The 18,527-nt window shown below is 39.7% G+C and carries 18 protein-coding genes and 1 pseudogene; 12 read left to right on the plus strand and 7 right to left on the minus strand.

Annotated elements, in window-relative coordinates:
• The first annotated feature begins 62 nt into the window (after window positions 1-62).
• The 4 genes and pseudogenes from AUR67_RS07865 (at window position 63) to AUR67_RS07880 (ending at window position 4,871) form a co-directional block, all read left to right on the plus strand.
• Window positions 63-566: a DUF962 domain-containing protein gene (locus AUR67_RS07865; RefSeq protein WP_058584845.1), complete on the plus strand. Its 504-nt coding sequence runs from the start codon at window positions 63-65 to the stop codon at window positions 564-566.
• A gap of 21 nt (window positions 567-587) precedes the next feature.
• On the plus strand, window positions 588-1,376 hold the full coding sequence (locus tag AUR67_RS07870) for an SDR family oxidoreductase (RefSeq protein ID WP_058584846.1): 789 nt from the start codon (window positions 588-590) through the stop codon (window positions 1,374-1,376).
• Between the two features lie 178 nt (window positions 1,377-1,554).
• A pseudogene (locus AUR67_RS07875) lies at window positions 1,555-2,556 on the plus strand (branched-chain amino acid aminotransferase); the annotation flags it as partial.
• A 161-nt stretch (window positions 2,557-2,717) separates the two neighbouring features.
• Window positions 2,718-4,871, plus strand: a complete 2,154-nt coding sequence (locus AUR67_RS07880) for a prolyl oligopeptidase family serine peptidase (protein ID WP_058584847.1) — start codon at window positions 2,718-2,720, stop codon at window positions 4,869-4,871.
• A gap of 68 nt (window positions 4,872-4,939) precedes the next feature.
• On the opposite strand, the gene AUR67_RS07885 is transcribed toward AUR67_RS07880, so the two are convergent.
• Both AUR67_RS07885 and AUR67_RS07890 read right to left on the minus strand, forming a co-directional pair.
• Window positions 4,940-6,031: a DUF481 domain-containing protein gene (locus AUR67_RS07885; protein ID WP_058584848.1), complete on the minus strand. Its 1,092-nt coding sequence runs from the start codon at window positions 6,029-6,031 to the stop codon at window positions 4,940-4,942.
• 101 nt (window positions 6,032-6,132) lie between these two features.
• On the minus strand, window positions 6,133-7,428 hold the full coding sequence (locus AUR67_RS07890; RefSeq protein WP_058584849.1) for an anti-phage deoxyguanosine triphosphatase: 1,296 nt from the start codon (window positions 7,426-7,428) through the stop codon (window positions 6,133-6,135).
• A 214-nt stretch (window positions 7,429-7,642) separates the two neighbouring features.
• On the opposite strand from AUR67_RS07890, the gene AUR67_RS07895 reads away from it, so the two are divergent.
• From AUR67_RS07895 to ttcA, 8 genes are all read left to right on the plus strand, one after another.
• Window positions 7,643-8,461, plus strand: coding sequence for a glucosaminidase domain-containing protein (locus AUR67_RS07895; protein WP_058584850.1), 819 nt, complete (start codon window positions 7,643-7,645; stop codon window positions 8,459-8,461).
• Entirely contained in the window at window positions 8,454-9,122 is a 669-nt protein-coding gene (locus tag AUR67_RS07900; protein WP_054561320.1) for a DUF2987 domain-containing protein, read from the plus strand. The genes AUR67_RS07895 and AUR67_RS07900 overlap by 8 nt, the downstream gene beginning before the upstream one ends.
• Window positions 9,123-9,617: 495 nt before the next feature.
• The gene (ppk2, locus tag AUR67_RS07905) at window positions 9,618-10,511 is read left to right on the plus strand and encodes a polyphosphate kinase 2 (RefSeq protein ID WP_082665603.1); all 894 of its coding nucleotides are present in this window, start codon (window positions 9,618-9,620) and stop codon (window positions 10,509-10,511) included.
• A gap of 11 nt (window positions 10,512-10,522) precedes the next feature.
• Entirely contained in the window at window positions 10,523-10,837 is a 315-nt protein-coding gene (locus AUR67_RS07910) for a hypothetical protein (RefSeq protein WP_058584851.1), read from the plus strand.
• 118 nt (window positions 10,838-10,955) lie between these two features.
• Window positions 10,956-11,378, plus strand: coding sequence for a hypothetical protein (locus AUR67_RS07915; RefSeq protein ID WP_058584852.1), 423 nt, complete (start codon window positions 10,956-10,958; stop codon window positions 11,376-11,378).
• A 1-nt stretch (window position 11,379) separates the two neighbouring features.
• Complete coding sequence (locus tag AUR67_RS07920) at window positions 11,380-11,895, plus strand: demethoxyubiquinone hydroxylase family protein (RefSeq protein WP_058584853.1); 516 nt, start codon at window positions 11,380-11,382, stop codon at window positions 11,893-11,895.
• 22 nt (window positions 11,896-11,917) lie between these two features.
• Window positions 11,918-12,334: a hypothetical protein gene (locus AUR67_RS07925; protein WP_058584854.1), complete on the plus strand. Its 417-nt coding sequence runs from the start codon at window positions 11,918-11,920 to the stop codon at window positions 12,332-12,334.
• A gap of 248 nt (window positions 12,335-12,582) precedes the next feature.
• Window positions 12,583-13,476, plus strand: a complete 894-nt coding sequence (gene ttcA / locus AUR67_RS07930; protein WP_054561325.1) for a tRNA 2-thiocytidine(32) synthetase TtcA — start codon at window positions 12,583-12,585, stop codon at window positions 13,474-13,476.
• 48 nt (window positions 13,477-13,524) lie between these two features.
• Here ttcA and uspE read toward each other — a convergent pair whose 3' ends face one another.
• From uspE to AUR67_RS07955, 5 genes are all read right to left on the minus strand, one after another.
• Complete coding sequence (gene uspE / locus AUR67_RS07935; protein WP_058584855.1) at window positions 13,525-14,448, minus strand: universal stress protein UspE; 924 nt, start codon at window positions 14,446-14,448, stop codon at window positions 13,525-13,527.
• A 102-nt stretch (window positions 14,449-14,550) separates the two neighbouring features.
• On the minus strand, window positions 14,551-15,285 hold the full coding sequence (locus tag AUR67_RS07940; protein ID WP_054553050.1) for an FNR family transcription factor: 735 nt from the start codon (window positions 15,283-15,285) through the stop codon (window positions 14,551-14,553).
• Window positions 15,286-15,323: 38 nt separating this feature from the next.
• Window positions 15,324-15,995, minus strand: a complete 672-nt coding sequence (locus AUR67_RS07945) for a sulfite exporter TauE/SafE family protein (protein WP_058584856.1) — start codon at window positions 15,993-15,995, stop codon at window positions 15,324-15,326.
• Complete coding sequence (ccoS, locus tag AUR67_RS07950) at window positions 15,988-16,155, minus strand: cbb3-type cytochrome oxidase assembly protein CcoS (RefSeq protein WP_054553052.1); 168 nt, start codon at window positions 16,153-16,155, stop codon at window positions 15,988-15,990. Before ccoS ends, AUR67_RS07945 begins: the two co-directional genes overlap by 8 nt.
• Complete coding sequence (locus tag AUR67_RS07955; RefSeq protein WP_058584857.1) at window positions 16,152-18,527, minus strand: heavy metal translocating P-type ATPase; 2,376 nt, start codon at window positions 18,525-18,527, stop codon at window positions 16,152-16,154. Before AUR67_RS07955 ends, ccoS begins: the two co-directional genes overlap by 4 nt.

Raw genomic sequence — 18,527 nt, forward strand, 5'->3', positions numbered from 1 at the left:
CATTCTTGTTGGTGAATTTTCTGCTAATCTGAATTTTGAACACAGTTTTGGCAGGAAAAACAATGAAAACATTAAAACAACAACTGACAAATTACGCCCTCTATCACCGTTCTAAACGCAATATTTACACTCACTTTATTGGCATTCCATTAATTGTGTTTGCAATTATTTGTTTATTGCAACGCATCACGCTTATCTCAGAGCCTGCCGTTATCTCTTTAGCAAACGTGGTGATTGCACTCACCTGTCTTTATTACTTAATGCTTAGCTTATCTATGGGGTTAATTATGGCTGTATGCTTAAGTTTGTTAAGCATAGCTGCTGAGCCTGTGGTGTCGCTTTCAACAGAGTTATGGCTAGCTGTGAGCATTGGCAGTTTCGTTGTTGGTTGGGTGTTTCAGTTTATTGGTCACTATTTTGAAGGTAAAAAGCCAGCCTTTGTTGATGATTTAATTGGTTTGGTCATAGGGCCGTTATTTGTATTAGCAGAGTTCTTGATTATGCTTGGCTTTTATAAAGATATTGCTGATCATATCGAACAACATGCTGGGCCTAACAAAGCATAACAACAATAATAAGGAACACACATGCAATTAAATGGTAAAACAGTTTGGGTTACTGGGGCATCTTCTGGAATTGGTGAGGCACTTTGTGAGCAATTGGCGGCAAAAGGGGCTACGCTGGTACTGTCTGCCCGCAATGAGGAAAAACTCAACGCTCTTAATACAAGACTCGGCGGTAATCATCATGTGGTCGCTCTTGATTTGGCAAAGCCCGAAGCCTTGCTTGAAGATATGCCAGCAGTGATTGAGCGAATTGGCCGCATTGATGTGCTTATTAATAACGGTGGGGTGTCGCAGCGTAGTCTATTTTTAGAAAACGAATTTACGGTTTATCGCCAACTGATGGAAGTAAATTACTTTGGTTTAATTGCTTTAACTAAGGCGGTCGTACCACAGATGGTGAAGCAAGGTATGGGCATGGTGGTATCAATTAGCAGTGTAGCGGGTAAAGTCGGTTCAAAGTTCAGAACTGGGTATTCGGGTTCTAAGTATGCGGTTGTCGGCTTTATGGATTGCTTAAGAGCAGAATTGGCCGATAAGAATGTGAATTGCCTGACTATTTGCCCGGGTTCAATTAAAACAGCCATTGCGCATAATTCGTTAGATGGCCAAGGTAAACCGCAAAATAAGCCAGAGGAATCAATCGAAAACGGTATGGATGTGGCAAAAGCGGCTGTAAAAATGATTAAAGCCATTGAAGCCGAGAAAGATGAAGTTGTTATTGGTGAAGGAATAAGTGGTTTAGCACCGACTATCAAGCGTTTTTTCCCGGGCTTTTTTAATCGCCTCACAGCAAAAATGAACTACAGATAATTTATAGTCATTTGTTAGCGAATGATTCTCAGTAAACAATGCGCAGCTTAGGTTGCGCATTTTTTGTACCAAATGGTCGGATTATTATCACTTTAATCGATAAAAGGCACTAGTTTGCTATGGTTAAACGGGGATGGATTAGCATACAATGGGGTAAAAGTAGTCCAAACAAGAGAGAACAACAATGGCCGCATTTGGTACTGTATTTATGCCACAAATGATCCAAGCACGTTTTGCTGATAACTCATGGAGTGAAAGCGCGCTGGTCCCATCTGATAAAATCGAATTACATGCGGGTGCTCACGTATTACATTACTCAAGCACCTGTTTTGAAGGATTAAAAGCATTTCGTCACGAAGATGGCTCGGTCTATATCTTTCGTATGGATGCTAACATTGCTCGTATGAAACAAAGCTCTAAGTTACTAAACTTACCTGACTTTGACGAAAGCATGCTTGAGCAAATGATCAAAGACATTGTAAAAGAGTACGCAGACGAAACACCAACACCGCCGGGTTCAATGTATATTCGCCCAACTCACATTGGTACAGAAGCGGCAATCGGTAAAGCGGCTGCACCGTCAATGAGTTCCTTGCTTTATGTATTGCTTTCGCCAGTAGGTGATTATTTCTCAGGCGGTGCTACAGCATTACGTGTATTACTTGAAGAAGACGGCATGCGCTGTGCACCACACATGGGTATGGTTAAAAGTGGTGGTAACTATGCAAGTGCATTAGGTCCAATCTTAGAAGCTCGTTCAGAGCATCAAGCAGACCAAATTTTATTCTGCCCTGGTGGTGATGTACAAGAAACTGGTGCTGCAAACTTCATTCTAATTGATGGTGATGAAATCATCACAAAAGCACTTGATAGCACATTCTTACACGGTGTGACGCGTAATAGTATTTTAACGATTGCTAAAGATTTAGGTATGACAGTATCTGAGCGTAACTTTACTGTGTCTGAGTTACTAGAAAGAGCCGCTAAACCAGGTACTGAAGCTGCGTTATCAGGTACCGCTGCGGTACTTACCTCGGTTGGCACACTTATTCATAACGACCAAGAGTTTAAAGTGGGGTCGGGTGAACCAGGTGAGAAAGTTGCTAAATTACGCCAAGCATTGAATGATATTCAATGGGGTAAATCAGCAGATACTCATGGCTGGTTAACAAAAGTATAATCGCTGAGCAAATACATGCTTTGAAGAGCCACGTTACTACGTGGCTTTTTTGTTTTTACATTGGTTTACAGCACTTCCTGTGTTTAACCGCAAATTACTAGACATTCTAATGCTTTAATTTTACTTTCATTTTATTAACAATAACTAAAAGTAAATTTATTATGATCAAGAAAACACTAGCATGTGCAATTGTTGTTGCATTGGCGGGCTGCGGTGAATCTACCCCAACAAAAACAGAACAAACAGTAAAAACTGCAGAGGTTAAAGCTGCTGTGAATTATCCAGAAACTAAAAAAGGCAATGTTGTTGATGAATATTTCGGTGAGAAAGTAGCCGATCCGTATCGTTGGTTAGAAGACGATATGAGCGACGAAACAGCTCAGTGGGTGAAAGCCGAAAATGACGTTACCTTTTCTTATCTAAAAAATATTCCTTATCGCGATGAGCTGAAAACTACGCTTGAAAAGCTGATGAACTATGAAAAAGTCACAGCGCCATTTAAAGAGGGTGAGTACACTTATTTTTATAAAAACGATGGTCTGCAAAATCAGTACGTAGTTTATCGTAAAAAAGGCGACTCAGAAGCTGAGGTGTTCTTAGATCCAAATACTTTTAGCAGCGACGGCACAACCTCAATGTCGGGCTTAACATTCACAGAGGACGGCACGCTAGCGGCCTATCAAATCTCTGAAGGCGGCAGTGACTGGCGTAAAATTATCATTATTGATACAGCGACTAAACAACCAATTGAAGAAGCATTAGTCGATGTAAAATTCAGCGGTATCTCTTGGCTTGGCAATGAAGGATTCTATTATTCGAGCTACGATAAGCCAAAGGGTAGTGAGCTGTCTGCAAAAACAGATCAACATAAAGTTTACTACCATAAGTTAGGCAAGGCACAAGCAGATGACCAATTAGTTTATGGTGGCACAGAGGCTCAGAAACATCGTTATATTGGTGCTGATGTAACCCGTGATAATCGTTATTTAATAATTGCTGCAAGTACTTCAACTTCAGGTAATAAACTGTTTATCAAAGATTTAACTAAGCCTGACAGCGAGCTAGTGACTATTTTAGATAACACTGATTCAGATACCTCAATTATTGATAATGACGGCTCGAAACTGTATTTAGTGACTAACTTAAACGCGCCAAATAAACGTGTAGTGACTGTTGATGCCGCTGATCCAAGCCCTGAAAATTGGCAAGATTTAATCCCAGAAACTGACAATGTGCTTAGCCTTTCAAAAGGTGGTGACTACTTCTTTGCTAAGTATATGGTTGATGCGATTTCACAAGTAAAACAATACGATAAATCAGGTAAATTGGTGCGTGACATCAGCCTGCCAGGTGTGGGTACTGCATATGGCTTTAGCGGTAAGCACGATGCACAAACGCTGTATTACTCATTTACTAATTACACTACACCAGGCAATACCTATTCGTTCGATGTTGAATCAGGTAAGTCTGATGTGTACCGCAAGTCGGGCGCTAAATTTAATAGCGAAGAATACATCTCTGAACAAGTGTTCTATACATCAAAAGATGGCACCAAAGTTCCGATGATTATTTCGTACAAAAAGGGCACCGAACTTAACGGTAAAAATCCGACTATTTTATATGGTTATGGTGGATTTAACGTGAGCCTAACACCAAGCTACAGCCCTACAATTGCGGCATGGCTTGAGCACGGTGGTATCTATGCTGTTGCTAATATTCGTGGTGGTGGCGAATACGGTAAAGAATGGCATGTAAATGGTACACAGCTTAAGAAGCAAAATGTATTTGATGACTTTATTGCTGCGGCTGAGTACTTAAACGAAAAACAATACAGCTCACCTGATTACCTAGCGGTACGTGGTGGCTCAAATGGTGGCTTATTAGTTGGTGCGGTTATGACACAGCGCCCTGAGCTATTTAAAGTTGCGCTTCCTGCTGTAGGTGTTTTAGATATGCTGCGTTACCACACCTTTACAGCGGGTGCTGGTTGGGCGTATGACTACGGTACGAGTGAACAAAGTAAAGAAATGTTCGAGTACTTAAAAGGCTATTCACCAGTTCACAATGTAAAAGAGGGTGTTAGCTACCCTGCAACCTTAGTAACAACAGGGGATCATGATGACCGTGTTGTGCCTGCGCATTCATTTAAGTTTGCAGCCGAGCTACAAGAAAAAGGTGCGAAACAAAATCCGTATCTTATTCGCATTGAAACAAATGCAGGCCATGGTGCAGGAACACCAACAAGTAAGATCATTGATCAATACGCTGATATTTATGGCTTTACCCTATATAACATGGGTGTTAAATCGCTATAAGATATTTATTAACTAAAATGAAAACGCCGAGCTAAGCTCGGCGTTTTTGTATCGAATAATCGAGATGTTTATAAATCGATACCCAGCGCGAAAATCATTTTGTAATCTTCTTTTTCTGGTACTACACCGTTTTCATCGGCAATCGGGTCAGCTAAATAGTCCCATACTAATGACATATCAAAATCAATATCATCAGTGATCTCAAACTCAAACGCAGCCATCGCATATTGAGAGTCACCACCTGCATCACTGTTTGCAGTTAGGTAGCGATAATTAAAGGTAAAATCAATTTTCTTGGTGACCTCTAGCTCGTAATTAGTGCCGACAAAATATGACCAAGATGAATTTGATTTTTCTTCACCCGTAGCGACAGTATCAAACTCAGTTTTTTGATAAGCAGGGCCTGTTGAAAAATCCCATTCTGTTTTATCGGTATCCATTACATAGTAACCAACACCGGCACCCACAGTGTACTTGTTAGCGATATTTTGAAACGGATCACGGTAGTACTCAAAGAAGATAGGGCGGTAATACATTTTTTGGGTCTGGAACCAGTCGAAGGTACCGTTAGCGCGAATGTTGTTTTTAGTGACTTGCTCATCGCTGGTGGTGCGATAACCTAAAAACTCTGCGAGGAAACGGCTAGACGCCGTACGGCGCTTGATATCTGCACGAGCCGAATATTCGGTTTGGTCAGTATTACCTTTTGATATATCGGCACCTAGTGATATTTTCACTGTCCATGCACTGAGTTCGCTTTCAACTGAAGGAGCAATAGAGACTAAATCGCGATAACGGTATTTAGCTTCTTGTTCGCCAACTTTCACATAACCACCAGAGATATTTAATGTGCCGCTTAGCTCATTACCATCGTTAAAGCGCACAGTATGGTGGCGATCTGAGATAATCATGTAGACATCTTCGCGATCAATAATTAATGTGTCGAGCACATCACTGTCGAACTCAATCTCTTTATCATACATGGAGACTAGCTCGCCTTTGAGCCATTCGCCCGAATTCAGCCGTACCCAATCGAAATGAGTGGCATCTTTTATGATTATGCCGCGTTCTTCAAGAAGCGGATCAGGAAGTGATTCTGCACTATGGCAAGCAAATGAGCTTGCTACAGCAGCACTAATAAGCAGGTATTTTTTGAGCATTATTTCAATCCATGTTAAATAAAATGCATTCAAGGGGTGAGGTTGTTATTACTATAACCTGTTTAATTTTAGAACAATTTCAACTGCTGTTCAAAAATTACTTAAGCAGATGGCAAAAACAAGCGCTGATAGGTTTTATAAGCATATTCATCACTCATCCCTGATAAGTAGTCACATATTATGCGCATTGCATTATCACCTTGCTGGTGCGCATTTAGCCACATTTCTTGGGTTGTTTCAGGTAATAAGCGCATAGGGTCGCTGGCAAAAGCACTAAATAACTCAATCAACAGGTTTTGTCCTTTAAATTCAACTTGCTGCATCTTTGGCTCGCGAATCAAACGTTTAAAAACAAAATGTTTTAGCACGTTAAGAATTTCAGCAAATTCATCCGGTAGGCTTACTGTGTACTGCAGTATTTCAGATTCGAAATCTGCGTTTTGTACAACTAATTGAGCGTTAATAATAAAGGTGTTAACCAACTCACCAATAGCGTCTTTACGCTCATACTCGTGATGAGAAAAGAGTCTGGCAGTTATCGAGCTCAAATGAGTGGTTAGCCATGCAGAGTCAAGCTCTTGTAACTGAACAAGGGCATGGTTTTGCCAATCAGCCAGCGTTAAAACTTCGGTGGCTATGGCATCTTCTAAATCGTGAACGGCATAAGCAATATCGTCGGCTAATTCCATAATTGCTGAGTCTATCGATTTATAATGGGTTTTAGCTCTAAACTCATCAACCTTATAATGACTACTCAGCAGCGCTTTATCGTTATTCGACAGTGGATCAATGATCCAATCGAAAACATCTTTATCGTCTTTATATAAGCCTTTGGCAGGGCGCCAATGGTCAGCTTTAATAAAGCTACGCTGTTCACTCAAAGGTGGAATGCTGTGCCATAAATCATCAATAAAGGCTGGGTATTTAATAAAACCTAACAAGGTGCGTCTGGTTAAGTTCATGCCATAGCCATTTGAGTAGGGCTCAAGCTTAGACACAATTCTTAATGTTTGGGCGTTACCTTCAAAGCCACCATGCTCGCGCATCATGTAATTTAATGCTATTTCACCACCATGACCAAAAGGAGGGTGGCCAATATCATGAGCAAGACATAGGGTCTCGAGTAGGCTACCACTCGGAAAATTCGTAAATTCAGGGTTCTGTTTTTTTAAGTGGCGTAATAAACCACTGCCAATTTGAGCAACTTCTAAAGAATGGGTCAGACGGGTTCTATAAAAATCATTTAAGCCAATACCCATAATTTGGGTTTTAGCCTGCAACCGCCTAAAGGCTGCGGCGTGTATGATTCGAGAGCGGTCAACTTGCCAAGCTGAGCGGTTATCGTTTGGACGATATTTTTGTTGATCAATAATGCGAGCTTGCCAAGATTGGCACATAAAAAAAACCTACCTTTTTCTCGTTTGCTTGCTTTTCAGTATACGCAAGCGCTTGAAAATTGCGAGTAAATTGGCTCTAAATCACGCTATTTTGGTAAAGGTTTAGGTAATTTTCTTAGGGCAAATTCGCCAAAAATAGACGGTTTTGGTATACTTCGCCTTTGTGTGTGCGTGACGTTACCGCACATGAGTAGTAGTTTATATGAGAGAATACATGCTTAATTACGTTTTTCGAGCTTTACTTGCTGCTTTTTTTGCATGGGCGTTGTTATCGCCATTTGTAGATAAAGAAGTAGTAGAAAGTGGGTCTGAACAATCGCAGACAACGCCAAAAGGGACCCAGCGCGTAATCAAAAAAGAAAAGCCATTACATAATGTGAAACTGCCAGATTTTGCAGCTTTTACTGATGTGAAAGAAAAGAAACATGCATTTTTTGATTTTATTCGCCCTCATGTTGAGGCCGAAAATAAAAAGATTCTACAGCAACGTGCGACTTTAGAAATCGCGCGCATGATGCTGGAGTACAATGAGCCACTAAGTAGCAAACAGCAATCAGATATTAAAAAAATACTGAATAGCTACAAGTTGCCTACCACCATAGATACTTTATCGCTTACCCAGGCACTTCGTCGTGTAGATATCATTCCTAAAGAGCTTGCGCTTATGCAAGCAGCTAATGAGTCAGCATGGGGTACGTCACGTTTTGCACGTATTGGCTTAAACTTTTTCGGCCAGTGGTGTTATAAAAAAGGCTGTGGCATGGTTCCTCGTCGCCGTGCCAACGAAGCTGCTCACGAAGTGGCTGCATTTCAATCGGTACGTGCTGCTGTAAACTCTTATTTTAAAAATATTAATACCCATGCGGCGTATAAAGATTTAAGATCAATTCGTGCTGATTTACGTCGACAGCAAAAGCCAATTGATGCAACTAAGCTAACACAAGGTTTGCTGTCTTATTCTGAACGACGTGAAGCGTACATTGAAGAATTGAATAAAATGATAAATCAAAACAGAGCTTACTTTGATGAATAAACTCCTTCCATGGTTAAAAGCAGCAACCATCGCGGTTGCGCTAGGTGCAGTTGCTTCAAAGGCCGCTGCAACAGAATTTGTTGTTGCATATGATGGCTTTTACGATCGTTTGAAAGTTGTTAATAAAGGCGAGTTTCAATACGCTCAAGTTAACTTTTATTTGTCTGATATTGCTAGCAACGAAGTATGCACAATTAAATCAGGTAAAATAATTACAGAAAAACAAGAGTTTGACCTAACTTATACAGATAAGGCTCAACTACTTTTACCATTCGATAAGCAGCTTGATACAGATAAAGCCGTAATAGTTGTTCAACCAGAAAATCCAAAACATGAATGCCAATTAAAGTTACAAATTGAAGCAACGGATCTGGCTGATTTTGAACTCAGTAAAGCGAACTTATATACGCTAAATGAAGAATTTGACGAGCTTTTATCTGATTTGTCAGGCTTTTTTGTTAGCAAATTAATGTGGTTTTTACTGCCTGAACAACAAGGTGTTGTACTTAAATTTAATGGCCAAGATGCTATTTCGGCAAATGACGTGAGCTGTAAAGAGCAGCGTTGTTCAATAAAAGTAACAGACGACTGGCAAGACGATAACACAGTTCTTAGCAGTCATGCTGAGCTTATCAGTGCCACACCGTGGATTGTTAAATAGCGACCATATATTGGTAAAAGCGTTTAAACATCGACAAAAGGGACCTTATTAGGTCCTTTTTTCGTTGTGAAGCAGATAGTTCTTATGTCTCTTTTTTTAAAGAGTTTCCTCGTTATTTTGGTTTAGTATCAAAATCTGAAATTCATCGTAAGCAGTGCGGTTACTTTGACTGTTTATTTTATCTACATTATTCCCCTTAATTTATATCTTTTCTAACTATTTGTATTGCTGTGCATTTAAGAATTAGCGTGTTTTTAGATCTGAAAACAGTATGAAGATATGAGTTTTTACTGATTGTTTTTTGCTATAGATAAAAGGTTTAATTTTATTTAGTATCCTTATTTTTACTTAATTATTAAGTGCTAACCTTATATTTTTAAATGATTTTTCAAGAATTAAAAATATAGATTTAGATCAAATTACTTAGCAATAACAGGCTTAAAGTAAAACTATAAAGATCTCAATATAGGTAGTTATAGTTTAAAAGGAGTCGTTATGCAGACAGTCAATGTTGAACCTGTATCAGTTAAACAACAGAAATTAGCCGAAGCCAATGCGAAACAGGATGTGGTTTTTGATCTAAATGTTAAAAACCCAAGCCTAAAGTGGAATGCAGACGGTAAATACCCATATAAACGCAAAATGGACGTAGTTGAATACGAGCGCCATAAACACGAACTGCAAATCGAGCTTTTAAAAATGCAAGGCTGGGTAAAAGAGACCAACCAGCAAATTGTGATTTTATTTGAAGGTCGTGATGCGGCGGGTAAAGGTGGCACTATTAAGCGCTTTATGGAGCATTTAAACCCTCGTGGGGCGCACGTAGTGGCTTTAGAAAAACCATCTGCAAGAGAGCGCGATCAATGGTACTTTCAGCGTTATATTAACCACCTGCCAACAAAGGGTGAAATTATACTATTTGACCGTTCTTGGTATAACCGAGCCGGTGTTGAGAAGGTAATGGGGTTTTGTGATGATCACGAATATTTAGAGTTTATGCGTCAAACACCTCAACTTGAACGTATGTTAGTGAATAGCGGTATTAAGCTATTTAAATATTGGTTTTCGGTCAGTAGAGAAGAGCAATTTAGACGCTTTAAATCGCGCCAAAATGACCCGCTCAAACAATGGAAGCTAAGCCCAGTTGATATGGCATCATTGGCTAAATGGCATGATTATAGTGATGCCAAAGATGCCATGATGTTTCATACCCATACTAAGGATGCACCTTGGACACAAATTCGCTCTGACGATAAAAAGCGCGGGCGTATAAATTGTATGCGTCATTTTTTAAGTTGTTTGGATTACCCAGAAAAAGATCACGAAATTGTGAATCGTCTCGACCCGCTTATTGTCACCGAGCCTACCCGCATGTCTGCACGTCAGTAAAGGAGAATACTATGCAAAATTCACAGTCAGTATTTGAGAAGCGTCTTGCTAAGCTCGAAAAAATTCTCGAAAAGAGTAAAAAAGAAGTGGCCAAAACAACTGCAATTGCAAAAGATGCAGCACTTAAAGCACAAGCCGCTGTAGAGTGTGCTAGTGAAGCTGAGAACCTAGCCGAAAACGCTAAAAAGCGCTTGAAAGCAGCAAAAAAGCAGTTAAAAGAGGCTAAAGTGTTGAAAATAGCTCAGAAAAATGCGTCGAAAAAGTCGGCAATAAAACGTGCTAAACGAATGGCAAAGAATAAAAAAGCTAAAACTAAAAGCGCTTAAAGTTAACAAAGGGCACAGGGCTCATGTGCCCTTTGTTTTTTATTAAGCGTATAGCTGGACATTTTTACGATTCTCGATATGCTAAACCTTACTTTTTCAGGGACTTAAAAGCATCTTAATGAAAACTTCAGCGCCTATTTTTGTTATTTTACTGCTATGTTCAGCTTGTAGCAGTCATTCACCTATCAACCAAGAAATGCAAACTAAGTTGCAAGGCTCATGGCAGTCTACAAATAGCCCAGTTTGTGAATCTAATTTTCATACCATAACGTTTAAAAATAAAACATTAGAAATCTCTTATGATGAGCAGGGCTATATTTCCGCGTCTGAAGCGAGAAAAACCTTCGTTTATAATATTCTCTCAGCAGAGAAAAATTTAATCCGTGTGCAGCTTGAAAATGAAACCCGCTTAGATAAAAAGGGCAAGCCTGTGGTTTGGCATCTAAAACCTCTTAGAAATGATAAATACTGTTGGGGCAGAGATGATTGGCCTGACCTTGCTTGTACAGCTTCTCGTTACAAATGCACTGTAAGCAATTAAGATGATCTCAAAAGAAGTTGCTAGGATTGTGCGTGTTGATCATGCAGGTGAATTTGGGGCGATAAGTATTTATAAGGCTCAGTTATTTGTCTCTAAATTTTTATATCAAGATATCTCTGTACAGCTTAAAGAAATGCTAAATCATGAAATCGAGCATTTCAAAACTTTTGATTGTTGGTTAAAGGAACATAAAATACGGCATTGCTACGCAATCTGGTTTTGGTCTTTGGGTGGTTATTGTTTAGGTTTGATTACTGCTTTATTTGGACGTAAAGCAATTTGGGTGTGTACAGAAGCCGTTGAATCAACGGTTCTACATCATCTAGAATGGCAATTAAGTTATTTAGAGAACAACAATAAAAGCGCATATCAAGCGGTACTAAGCATTCAACAAGATGAAATTGAACACCAGAACCTAGGCAAAGTGAATGGTTCAAGTTCATTTTACTATTCACCAATCAGATTAGTCGTTAAACACTCCACTAAATTTGCTATTTGGCTTTCTACTAAGTTGTAAAACTAAAAATAAGGATAATTAAATGAGATTTTGTTTGCTGATTTTGTTTTCGTTACCATTTATGGTGTGTTCGGCTCAGTCTGAGCCAAATGCAGAATTAGAATTTGAACGGTTCTATAATGCATTGAAAATGGATGAAATCTTTAATGGCCTTGGTGGTGGTAATGTAGAGGTTGATACAAAGCAAATATTAGCAGATACACTAAAAGATTTACCTGAAAGTCAAAAGCAATTGTTGATAAATGCGATGGGGACATCTGTATTGGCAGAGCCAACAGACATGAGTGCCGCCAAGATGGCTTTTAAGCTTAAAATTCTTAGTTTATTAACACCACAAGAGCTTAAAATAGCAGCAGATTTTTATTCAACAAATATTGGTTTAAAAGCGCATCGAGCCATAATCGAGGCGGAAGTAGCTGCTTCGAACGTTTTAGATTAATTGTTGTTTCCTATAAATTAATTAGTAAATCCAGAAAACACCACTTAACCTGTTATAAATATAAATATAAATAACCTGAATCCTTAACCTTTATTCCCAAAGCGCTGTGCTTTACGTGGTATCTCTACGAGTGAAGCGCTTTAATTATCCAATGCTAATCATTTCAACTGGCTCAAAAAGTCCGTATAATCCACGCCGAACTTTTTACTATGAAACATGGCTTACAAAAGCCTGTATGAGCAGAGCAAATGAATCAAACTGATACTAGAAAAGAAACTCTTGAATTTAATAAACTTCAAAAGCGTCTAAGAAGGCATGTTGGTAATGCGATTACTGATTACAACATGATTGAAGACGGTGATGTTGTTATGGCATGTATCAGTGGTGGTAAAGATTCTTTTGCAATGCTAGATATTTTGCTTAATTTACAAAAAGCAGCGCCGATTAAATTTGAAGTGATTGCAGTAAACCTTGATCAGAAGCAACCTGGTTTTCCTGAGCACATTTTGCCTGATTACTTTGAAACGCTAAATATTCCGTATTACATCGTTGATAAAGATACTTACTCAGTAGTAAAAGAAAAAGTACCAGAGGGCAAAACAACCTGTGGTCTGTGTTCACGACTTCGTCGCGGCACACTTTATTCATTTGCAGAAAAAATTGGTGCAACCAAACTAGCACTTGGTCATCACATGGATGATATCGTTGAGACAATGTTCTTAAATATGTTCCATGGTTCACGACTAAAAGCGATGCCACCAAAATTGCGCTCTGATGATGAACGTAACGTGGTAATCCGTCCGTTGTCATATTGCCGTGAAAAAGATTTAATTAAATACGCTGAGCACAAAGACTTCCCAATTATTCCTTGTAATTTATGTGGCTCACAAGAAAACCTGCAGCGTCAATCAATTAAAGCGATGCTGACAGAGTGGGATAAGAAAACCCCAGGCCGTGTTGAAAGTATCTTTAAGTCTTTACAAAATGTTAGCCCAAGCCAGCTTGCAGACAGAAACTTATTTGATTTTGAAAACTTACCGCTTGATAGAGAAGGCAATCGTGAAAGCTATGACTTTAGCGAGGCGGTGGTCTCATCAACAAACATTGATGAATCATTATTTATTGATGTAACAAATATATAAAAAGAAAAAAGCCCCAAAATGGGGCTTTTTTAATGCATATTTAAAAGGTTATTTAGCAAGTGGGCTCACATAGCCGTCTGGTTTTAGTGCTAAAACATCGCAGTCAAGGCTATCAATAACATGCTCTGCTGTGTTACCGACAAGCGCTGCACTTAAGCCAGTACGTCCAACTGTACCTATCACTACTAATTCGCTGTTGAGGCGTGCAGCCACATCAGGAATAACATCTTCTGGTAAGCCTTCTTCAATGTGGCAATGAGCTTTATCAATATCAAACCCTTCAGCTAATGAAAGCGTTGATTCAAAGTGATGTTTTTTAACTGATTCGTTGTAAACACCTGGGTTGAATTCAGGGATTTCAATAGCGATATTAACTGGAGTTGCCGGGTAGGCATTCACAAGGTTAAGCGTTGCGTTGGCTAAATCACAAATGAAACGAGCGTCATTGATAATACGCTTGTTAAGTTCAAGGTGTTGTTCATTCTCACTCACTGCGTTCACAGCAGCTAAAATATTGCCTTTTGCCGGCCACTCTTTCTCTTTAACAAGCAAAACTGGAGCAGGGCACTTACGAATGAGGTGCCAGTCAGTTGGGGTGAAAATAACAGACTTAAGTGTATCGTGTTGATGGGTGCCTTTGACAACAAGATCAAAACCATCGTTGATCACGGTATTGATAATGGCTTCGTAAGGGCGGTTATGCCAAACAACACAGCTATCAATGGTTAGCTCTGGGTAAAGGGCAATTTGTTCATTTAACCATTCTTGGCGGTCTTTTATGACGGCTTCGCGCATTGCTTCACGCTCATCAGCAGAAAGCATTGTGGTCATTTCATAAGAGAAGTCGTAGATACTGAGGAAAGCGGTGATGGTCGCGCCAGATTTTTTGGCTAGATCAATTGAGCGGCTTAAACTATGTTGCTGCTCTTTGGTTGGGTCTATAACTGCTAAAATTCGTTTAATTGCGTCCATGTGCTGCTCCTTAACTGTTCCGCAAAAAGTAGTACTTTGAGTGTAACCTAAATTTAGAACAGTTAAAGGGGCAAACAATATAAAGTTGCGTTAAATCAAACTCTATTTACATTTAATCGCTGCTGTTGCTGCAAGCGCTTGCTGGTCCAAAATGGTGATAAATTTACCTTCAACCTTAATAAAACCAGCTTTTTGGAAGCGGCTTAAAAGGCGGCTAATTGTTTCAACAGTAAGGCCTAAATAATTACCGATTTCACCACGTGTCATGGTTAAACGGAATTCTTTACGTGAGAAACCACGTTCACCAAAACGCTCTGCAAGATTATAAATAAAACTGGCTAGACGCTCTTCAGCTGACTTTTTATTGAGTAACAATAACATTTCTTGGTCATAGTTAATTTCATTACTCATTAAACGCATAATTTGTTGGCGTAGCTTAGGTAGTTTACCCGCTAATTCGTCTAGAGTATCGAATGGAATTTCACATACCATTGAAGTTTCAAGGGCTTGTGAGAAGCTTTGATGAGCCATTTTGTTAATAGCATCGAAACCAACCAAATCACCAGCTAAATGGAAACCAGTAATTTGTTCATCACCTTGTTCTGACAAAGTATAAGACTTAAACGAGCCAGAGCGTACCGCATAAATGGCATTTAAGCTTTCGCCAGACTCAAATAAATAATCACCTTTATGCAGTGGTTTCTTACGTTCGATGATTTCATCGAGACGATCCATTTCTTGACCGTTTAATGAAAATGGCAAACATAGCTGGCTGATACTGCAATTATTACAGCTAATTGTGCATAAGCCTTTTGACTTGTTTTGTGAGAAGTCCATACATCAAATCCATTCAAATAAGTTAACAACCCGTAAGATTAATGAATTAGCTTATCGGTTGCTATAATTAATAAGTATATACCGTACCATATTATTACGCTGCCTAGAATAACCCTAGTCCAAACATGGTTGAAAATAGTGTTTATTTTCTGGCTGACGAGTCCTACGCTTATCATGGCAGGAAAGGTGCCTAACGCGAAAAATAACATCACACCTGCACCATGTGATGCTGATGGGCTAGTCAGTGCCCAGGTTAGCGCTGAATAAACTAATCCACAGGGCAACCAGCCCCACAAAGCGCCATAGAGTAGGGCTTTTGGGGTAGTATCGACCGGTAATAAATAACGATTAAGTTTAGCTAAATGCTGCCATACAAGGGTTTTGCCAAGTTTTTCTAGCCACTGAAGAGTTGCCGCTAAACGCATAATGTAAACCCCAACAAGCAGCATAAAAATACCACTCAAAAACGACAACGCTATCGATATAGAAGTATTTTGCGCTGCAAAGCGACTACTAATTCCTGCTACAAGAGCACCGGCAAGCATGTAACTTAGTGCGCGGCCTAGGTTATAAGCAATCGAAAAGCTCACTGCACGGTTTTTGTTGGCGGCAAGTTGTAAACTACTGGCAATGCCACCACACATCGCTAGGCAATGACCACTACCTAACAAGCCCATTATAAATGCACTAATAAACAGCGGATCAATCATTACTTTTGTTGTGCTGCTCTTTATCGTCTTCGAACAGGATACTGTGGCCCTGTTTGTTTAAATCAGAAAATTGTTCGCTTTTTACAGCCCAAAAGAATACCCCAATGGCAATTAGCACAAATAAAATGGCAATTGGGATAAGCATGTAGATGATACTCATAGTTTTAATAACCTTAATGAGTTGGTAATAACCAAAATGGAGCTTGCAGACATACCAATTACAGCCATCCAAGGAGCAACGAGCCCAAGGGCTGCCAATGGTAAAATCGAACCATTGTAAATAAGTGATAATGCCAAGTTTTGCTTAACAATACGGCGCGTCTTTTTCGAGACAGTAAGCAAATGCTCTATGGCTGTTAGATCACTATTGAGTAATACCACATCGGCACTATTTTTGGAAATATCAGCGCCGGTTTCCATCGCAATAGATAAATGGGCACTGGCAAATACTGGGCTGTCATTCACGCCATCACCCACCATAGCAACAATGGAACCTTTACTTGCAAGTGCTTCGACATGGGTTTGTTTGTCGCGAGGGCTACATGCAGCGTGCACGGTATCTAAATTGAGCTGTTTTGCAATTCGCTCACCACTGTTAGAGGCATCGCCCGTTAACATATGGCACTTAATTTGTTGCGAATGAAGTGTAATAATCAATTTTTCTGCGTTATTACGTAGGCTGTCGGCTAAGTAAAAGCGCGCAACGACTTGTTTATCGATATACAAGGTTGCTTGCGCATCTGCTTTTTCGGTTTCAAACCAACCGCTTTTACCTATCGCAAGGTGCTGATCATTTAGTAAAGCGGTAATGCCTTTACCCGGTTCGATAGTCACATTTTCAATAGGGTTCACTGTGTCGTTGAAACCAGCGAATGCATTAGCAATAGGGTGCTCAGAGAAACTTTCAAGTTGCGCTGCTAAGCGTAATGCATCAGCTTCACTGTATTGGCTGTTAACTAGTTCAACGCGTTCAACGGTAAAGCGACCTTGCGTTAAAGTACCTGTTTTATCAAAAGCGATATCTGTTAATTGTGGAAGCGTTTCTAACACATGGGCTTGTTTAATTAAAACCCCACGTTTAGTAAGGCTTGCTACTGCACACGTGAGAGCAGTTGGAATTGCTAAACTAAGTGCACAAGGGCAGGTTGCAACAAGTACAGAAATAGTAACCCAAAAGGCATGCTCGGGGTCTATTTGATACCAACCAATTGCTGTTATTGAGGCAAACACTAATAAGCAGGCAACAAACCACTGCGCTACTTTATCTGTTATCTCAACTAATCGCGGGCGCTTGGTTAACGCTGTGTGTTGTAACTTAATAATTTGATTAAGCAGGGTATTTTGACCGATTTTGTTGATCTCAATACTGATCACACCATCGTGGTTAATCGTTCCTGCGTAAACTTGATGGCTGACAAACTTATTAACTGGCTGGTGTTCGCCGGTCATCATGGCTTCATCAACGGTTGTTTGACCTTTTGTAACAATACCATCAGCAGGAATAGTCTCGCCTGCTTTGATTAATACAACATCACCCAGTTTTAGTTTTTTAGCGGCAATTATCGATTCTTGATTATTCTCATCGATAATACGAGCTGTAAGCGGCAGTAACTTTTGCAAGTTAGCGGTAAATTCACTGGCTTTTAAACGGGCTCTAAATTCTAAATACTTACCTAATAATAATAAGAAGGTAAACATACAGATAGATTCAAAATAAACTTCGCCAACCGACATTAATGTGGCATAACAGCTTGCCCCATAAGCACCAAAAATAGCTAATGAGACGGGTAAATCCATATTCAGCTGTTTGGCTTTTAGACCATTAATGGCATTGGTTAAGAATGGCAGAGCACTATAAAGAATAACTGGAGAAGCAAGTACTAAGCTTATCCAGCGAAAATACTGCTCGAAGTTCTCTTCCATGCCAGAGAACATGCCAAAATACATGGCAAAAGCAAACATCATTACTTGCATGGTCATCAGACCGGCAACCCCTAAACGGCGGATATAAGCTTTTGCGGCTTGCTGTTTTTGGCTCGCTTCAAGGTCTGCCTGAAACGGATAGGCTTTATAGCCGATTTCGTGTAATGAGGTGATAATTTGGCTAAGCGGTGTAACCGATTTATCCCATTGGATCATGGCACGGTTGGTTGAAGTATTTACATCAACACGTTTGATTGCTTTTAAGTTAAGTAGTTGTTTTTCGATTAACCAAGCACAGGCAGCACAGGTGATGCCTTCAACCGTTAATAGCACTTCTGATAAATCATTAGTGGCTGAAATAAACTCGTCTTGAATATCTTCGTTATCGTAACTTTTAATCAACTCGAGTTGCTCTGGAACAAGTTGTTCAACTTTACCAGAGCGCACAGTTCTAAATTTATAGTAATCGGTCATGCCTTGGGCGACGATATTCTCAGCAACCGTTTGGCAACCAATACAACACATAGGTTGTGCCTTACCGTCTATTTCGACAGTCGCATTAAAGCCTTTTGGCACACTTTCAAGACAATGAAAGCAATTATCGGACAT

This window comes from Pseudoalteromonas sp. XI10, from assembly GCF_001469895.1.
In the GTDB taxonomy this organism is placed as follows: Bacteria; Pseudomonadota; Gammaproteobacteria; order Enterobacterales; family Alteromonadaceae; genus Pseudoalteromonas.

Excerpts from the sequence above, each read along its gene's own strand:
- AUR67_RS07865 (WP_058584845.1), top strand. The coding sequence starts at position 63 with ATGAAAACATTAAAACAACAACTGACAAATTACGCCCTCTATCACCGT.
- AUR67_RS07940 (WP_054553050.1), bottom strand. The coding sequence starts at position 15,285 with ATGGACTTCTCACAAAACAAGTCAAAAGGCTTATGCACAATTAGCTGT.
- AUR67_RS07920 (WP_058584853.1), top strand. The coding sequence starts at position 11,380 with ATGATCTCAAAAGAAGTTGCTAGGATTGTGCGTGTTGATCATGCAGGT.
- AUR67_RS07885 (WP_058584848.1), bottom strand. The coding sequence starts at position 6,031 with ATGCTCAAAAAATACCTGCTTATTAGTGCTGCTGTAGCAAGCTCATTT.
- AUR67_RS07910 (WP_058584851.1), top strand. The coding sequence starts at position 10,523 with ATGCAAAATTCACAGTCAGTATTTGAGAAGCGTCTTGCTAAGCTCGAA.
- uspE (WP_058584855.1), bottom strand. The coding sequence starts at position 14,448 with ATGGACGCAATTAAACGAATTTTAGCAGTTATAGACCCAACCAAAGAG.
- ccoS (WP_054553052.1), bottom strand. The coding sequence starts at position 16,155 with ATGAGTATCATCTACATGCTTATCCCAATTGCCATTTTATTTGTGCTA.
- AUR67_RS07880 (WP_058584847.1), top strand. The coding sequence starts at position 2,718 with ATGATCAAGAAAACACTAGCATGTGCAATTGTTGTTGCATTGGCGGGC.
- ppk2 (WP_082665603.1), top strand. The coding sequence starts at position 9,618 with ATGCAGACAGTCAATGTTGAACCTGTATCAGTTAAACAACAGAAATTA.
- AUR67_RS07915 (WP_058584852.1), top strand. The coding sequence starts at position 10,956 with ATGAAAACTTCAGCGCCTATTTTTGTTATTTTACTGCTATGTTCAGCT.
- AUR67_RS07955 (WP_058584857.1), bottom strand. The coding sequence starts at position 18,527 with ATGTCCGATAATTGCTTTCATTGTCTTGAAAGTGTGCCAAAAGGCTTT.
- AUR67_RS07890 (WP_058584849.1), bottom strand. The coding sequence starts at position 7,428 with ATGTGCCAATCTTGGCAAGCTCGCATTATTGATCAACAAAAATATCGT.
- AUR67_RS07900 (WP_054561320.1), top strand. The coding sequence starts at position 8,454 with ATGAATAAACTCCTTCCATGGTTAAAAGCAGCAACCATCGCGGTTGCG.
- ttcA (WP_054561325.1), top strand. The coding sequence starts at position 12,583 with ATGAATCAAACTGATACTAGAAAAGAAACTCTTGAATTTAATAAACTT.
- AUR67_RS07870 (WP_058584846.1), top strand. The coding sequence starts at position 588 with ATGCAATTAAATGGTAAAACAGTTTGGGTTACTGGGGCATCTTCTGGA.
- AUR67_RS07895 (WP_058584850.1), top strand. The coding sequence starts at position 7,643 with ATGCTTAATTACGTTTTTCGAGCTTTACTTGCTGCTTTTTTTGCATGG.
- AUR67_RS07925 (WP_058584854.1), top strand. The coding sequence starts at position 11,918 with ATGAGATTTTGTTTGCTGATTTTGTTTTCGTTACCATTTATGGTGTGT.
- AUR67_RS07945 (WP_058584856.1), bottom strand. The coding sequence starts at position 15,995 with ATGATTGATCCGCTGTTTATTAGTGCATTTATAATGGGCTTGTTAGGT.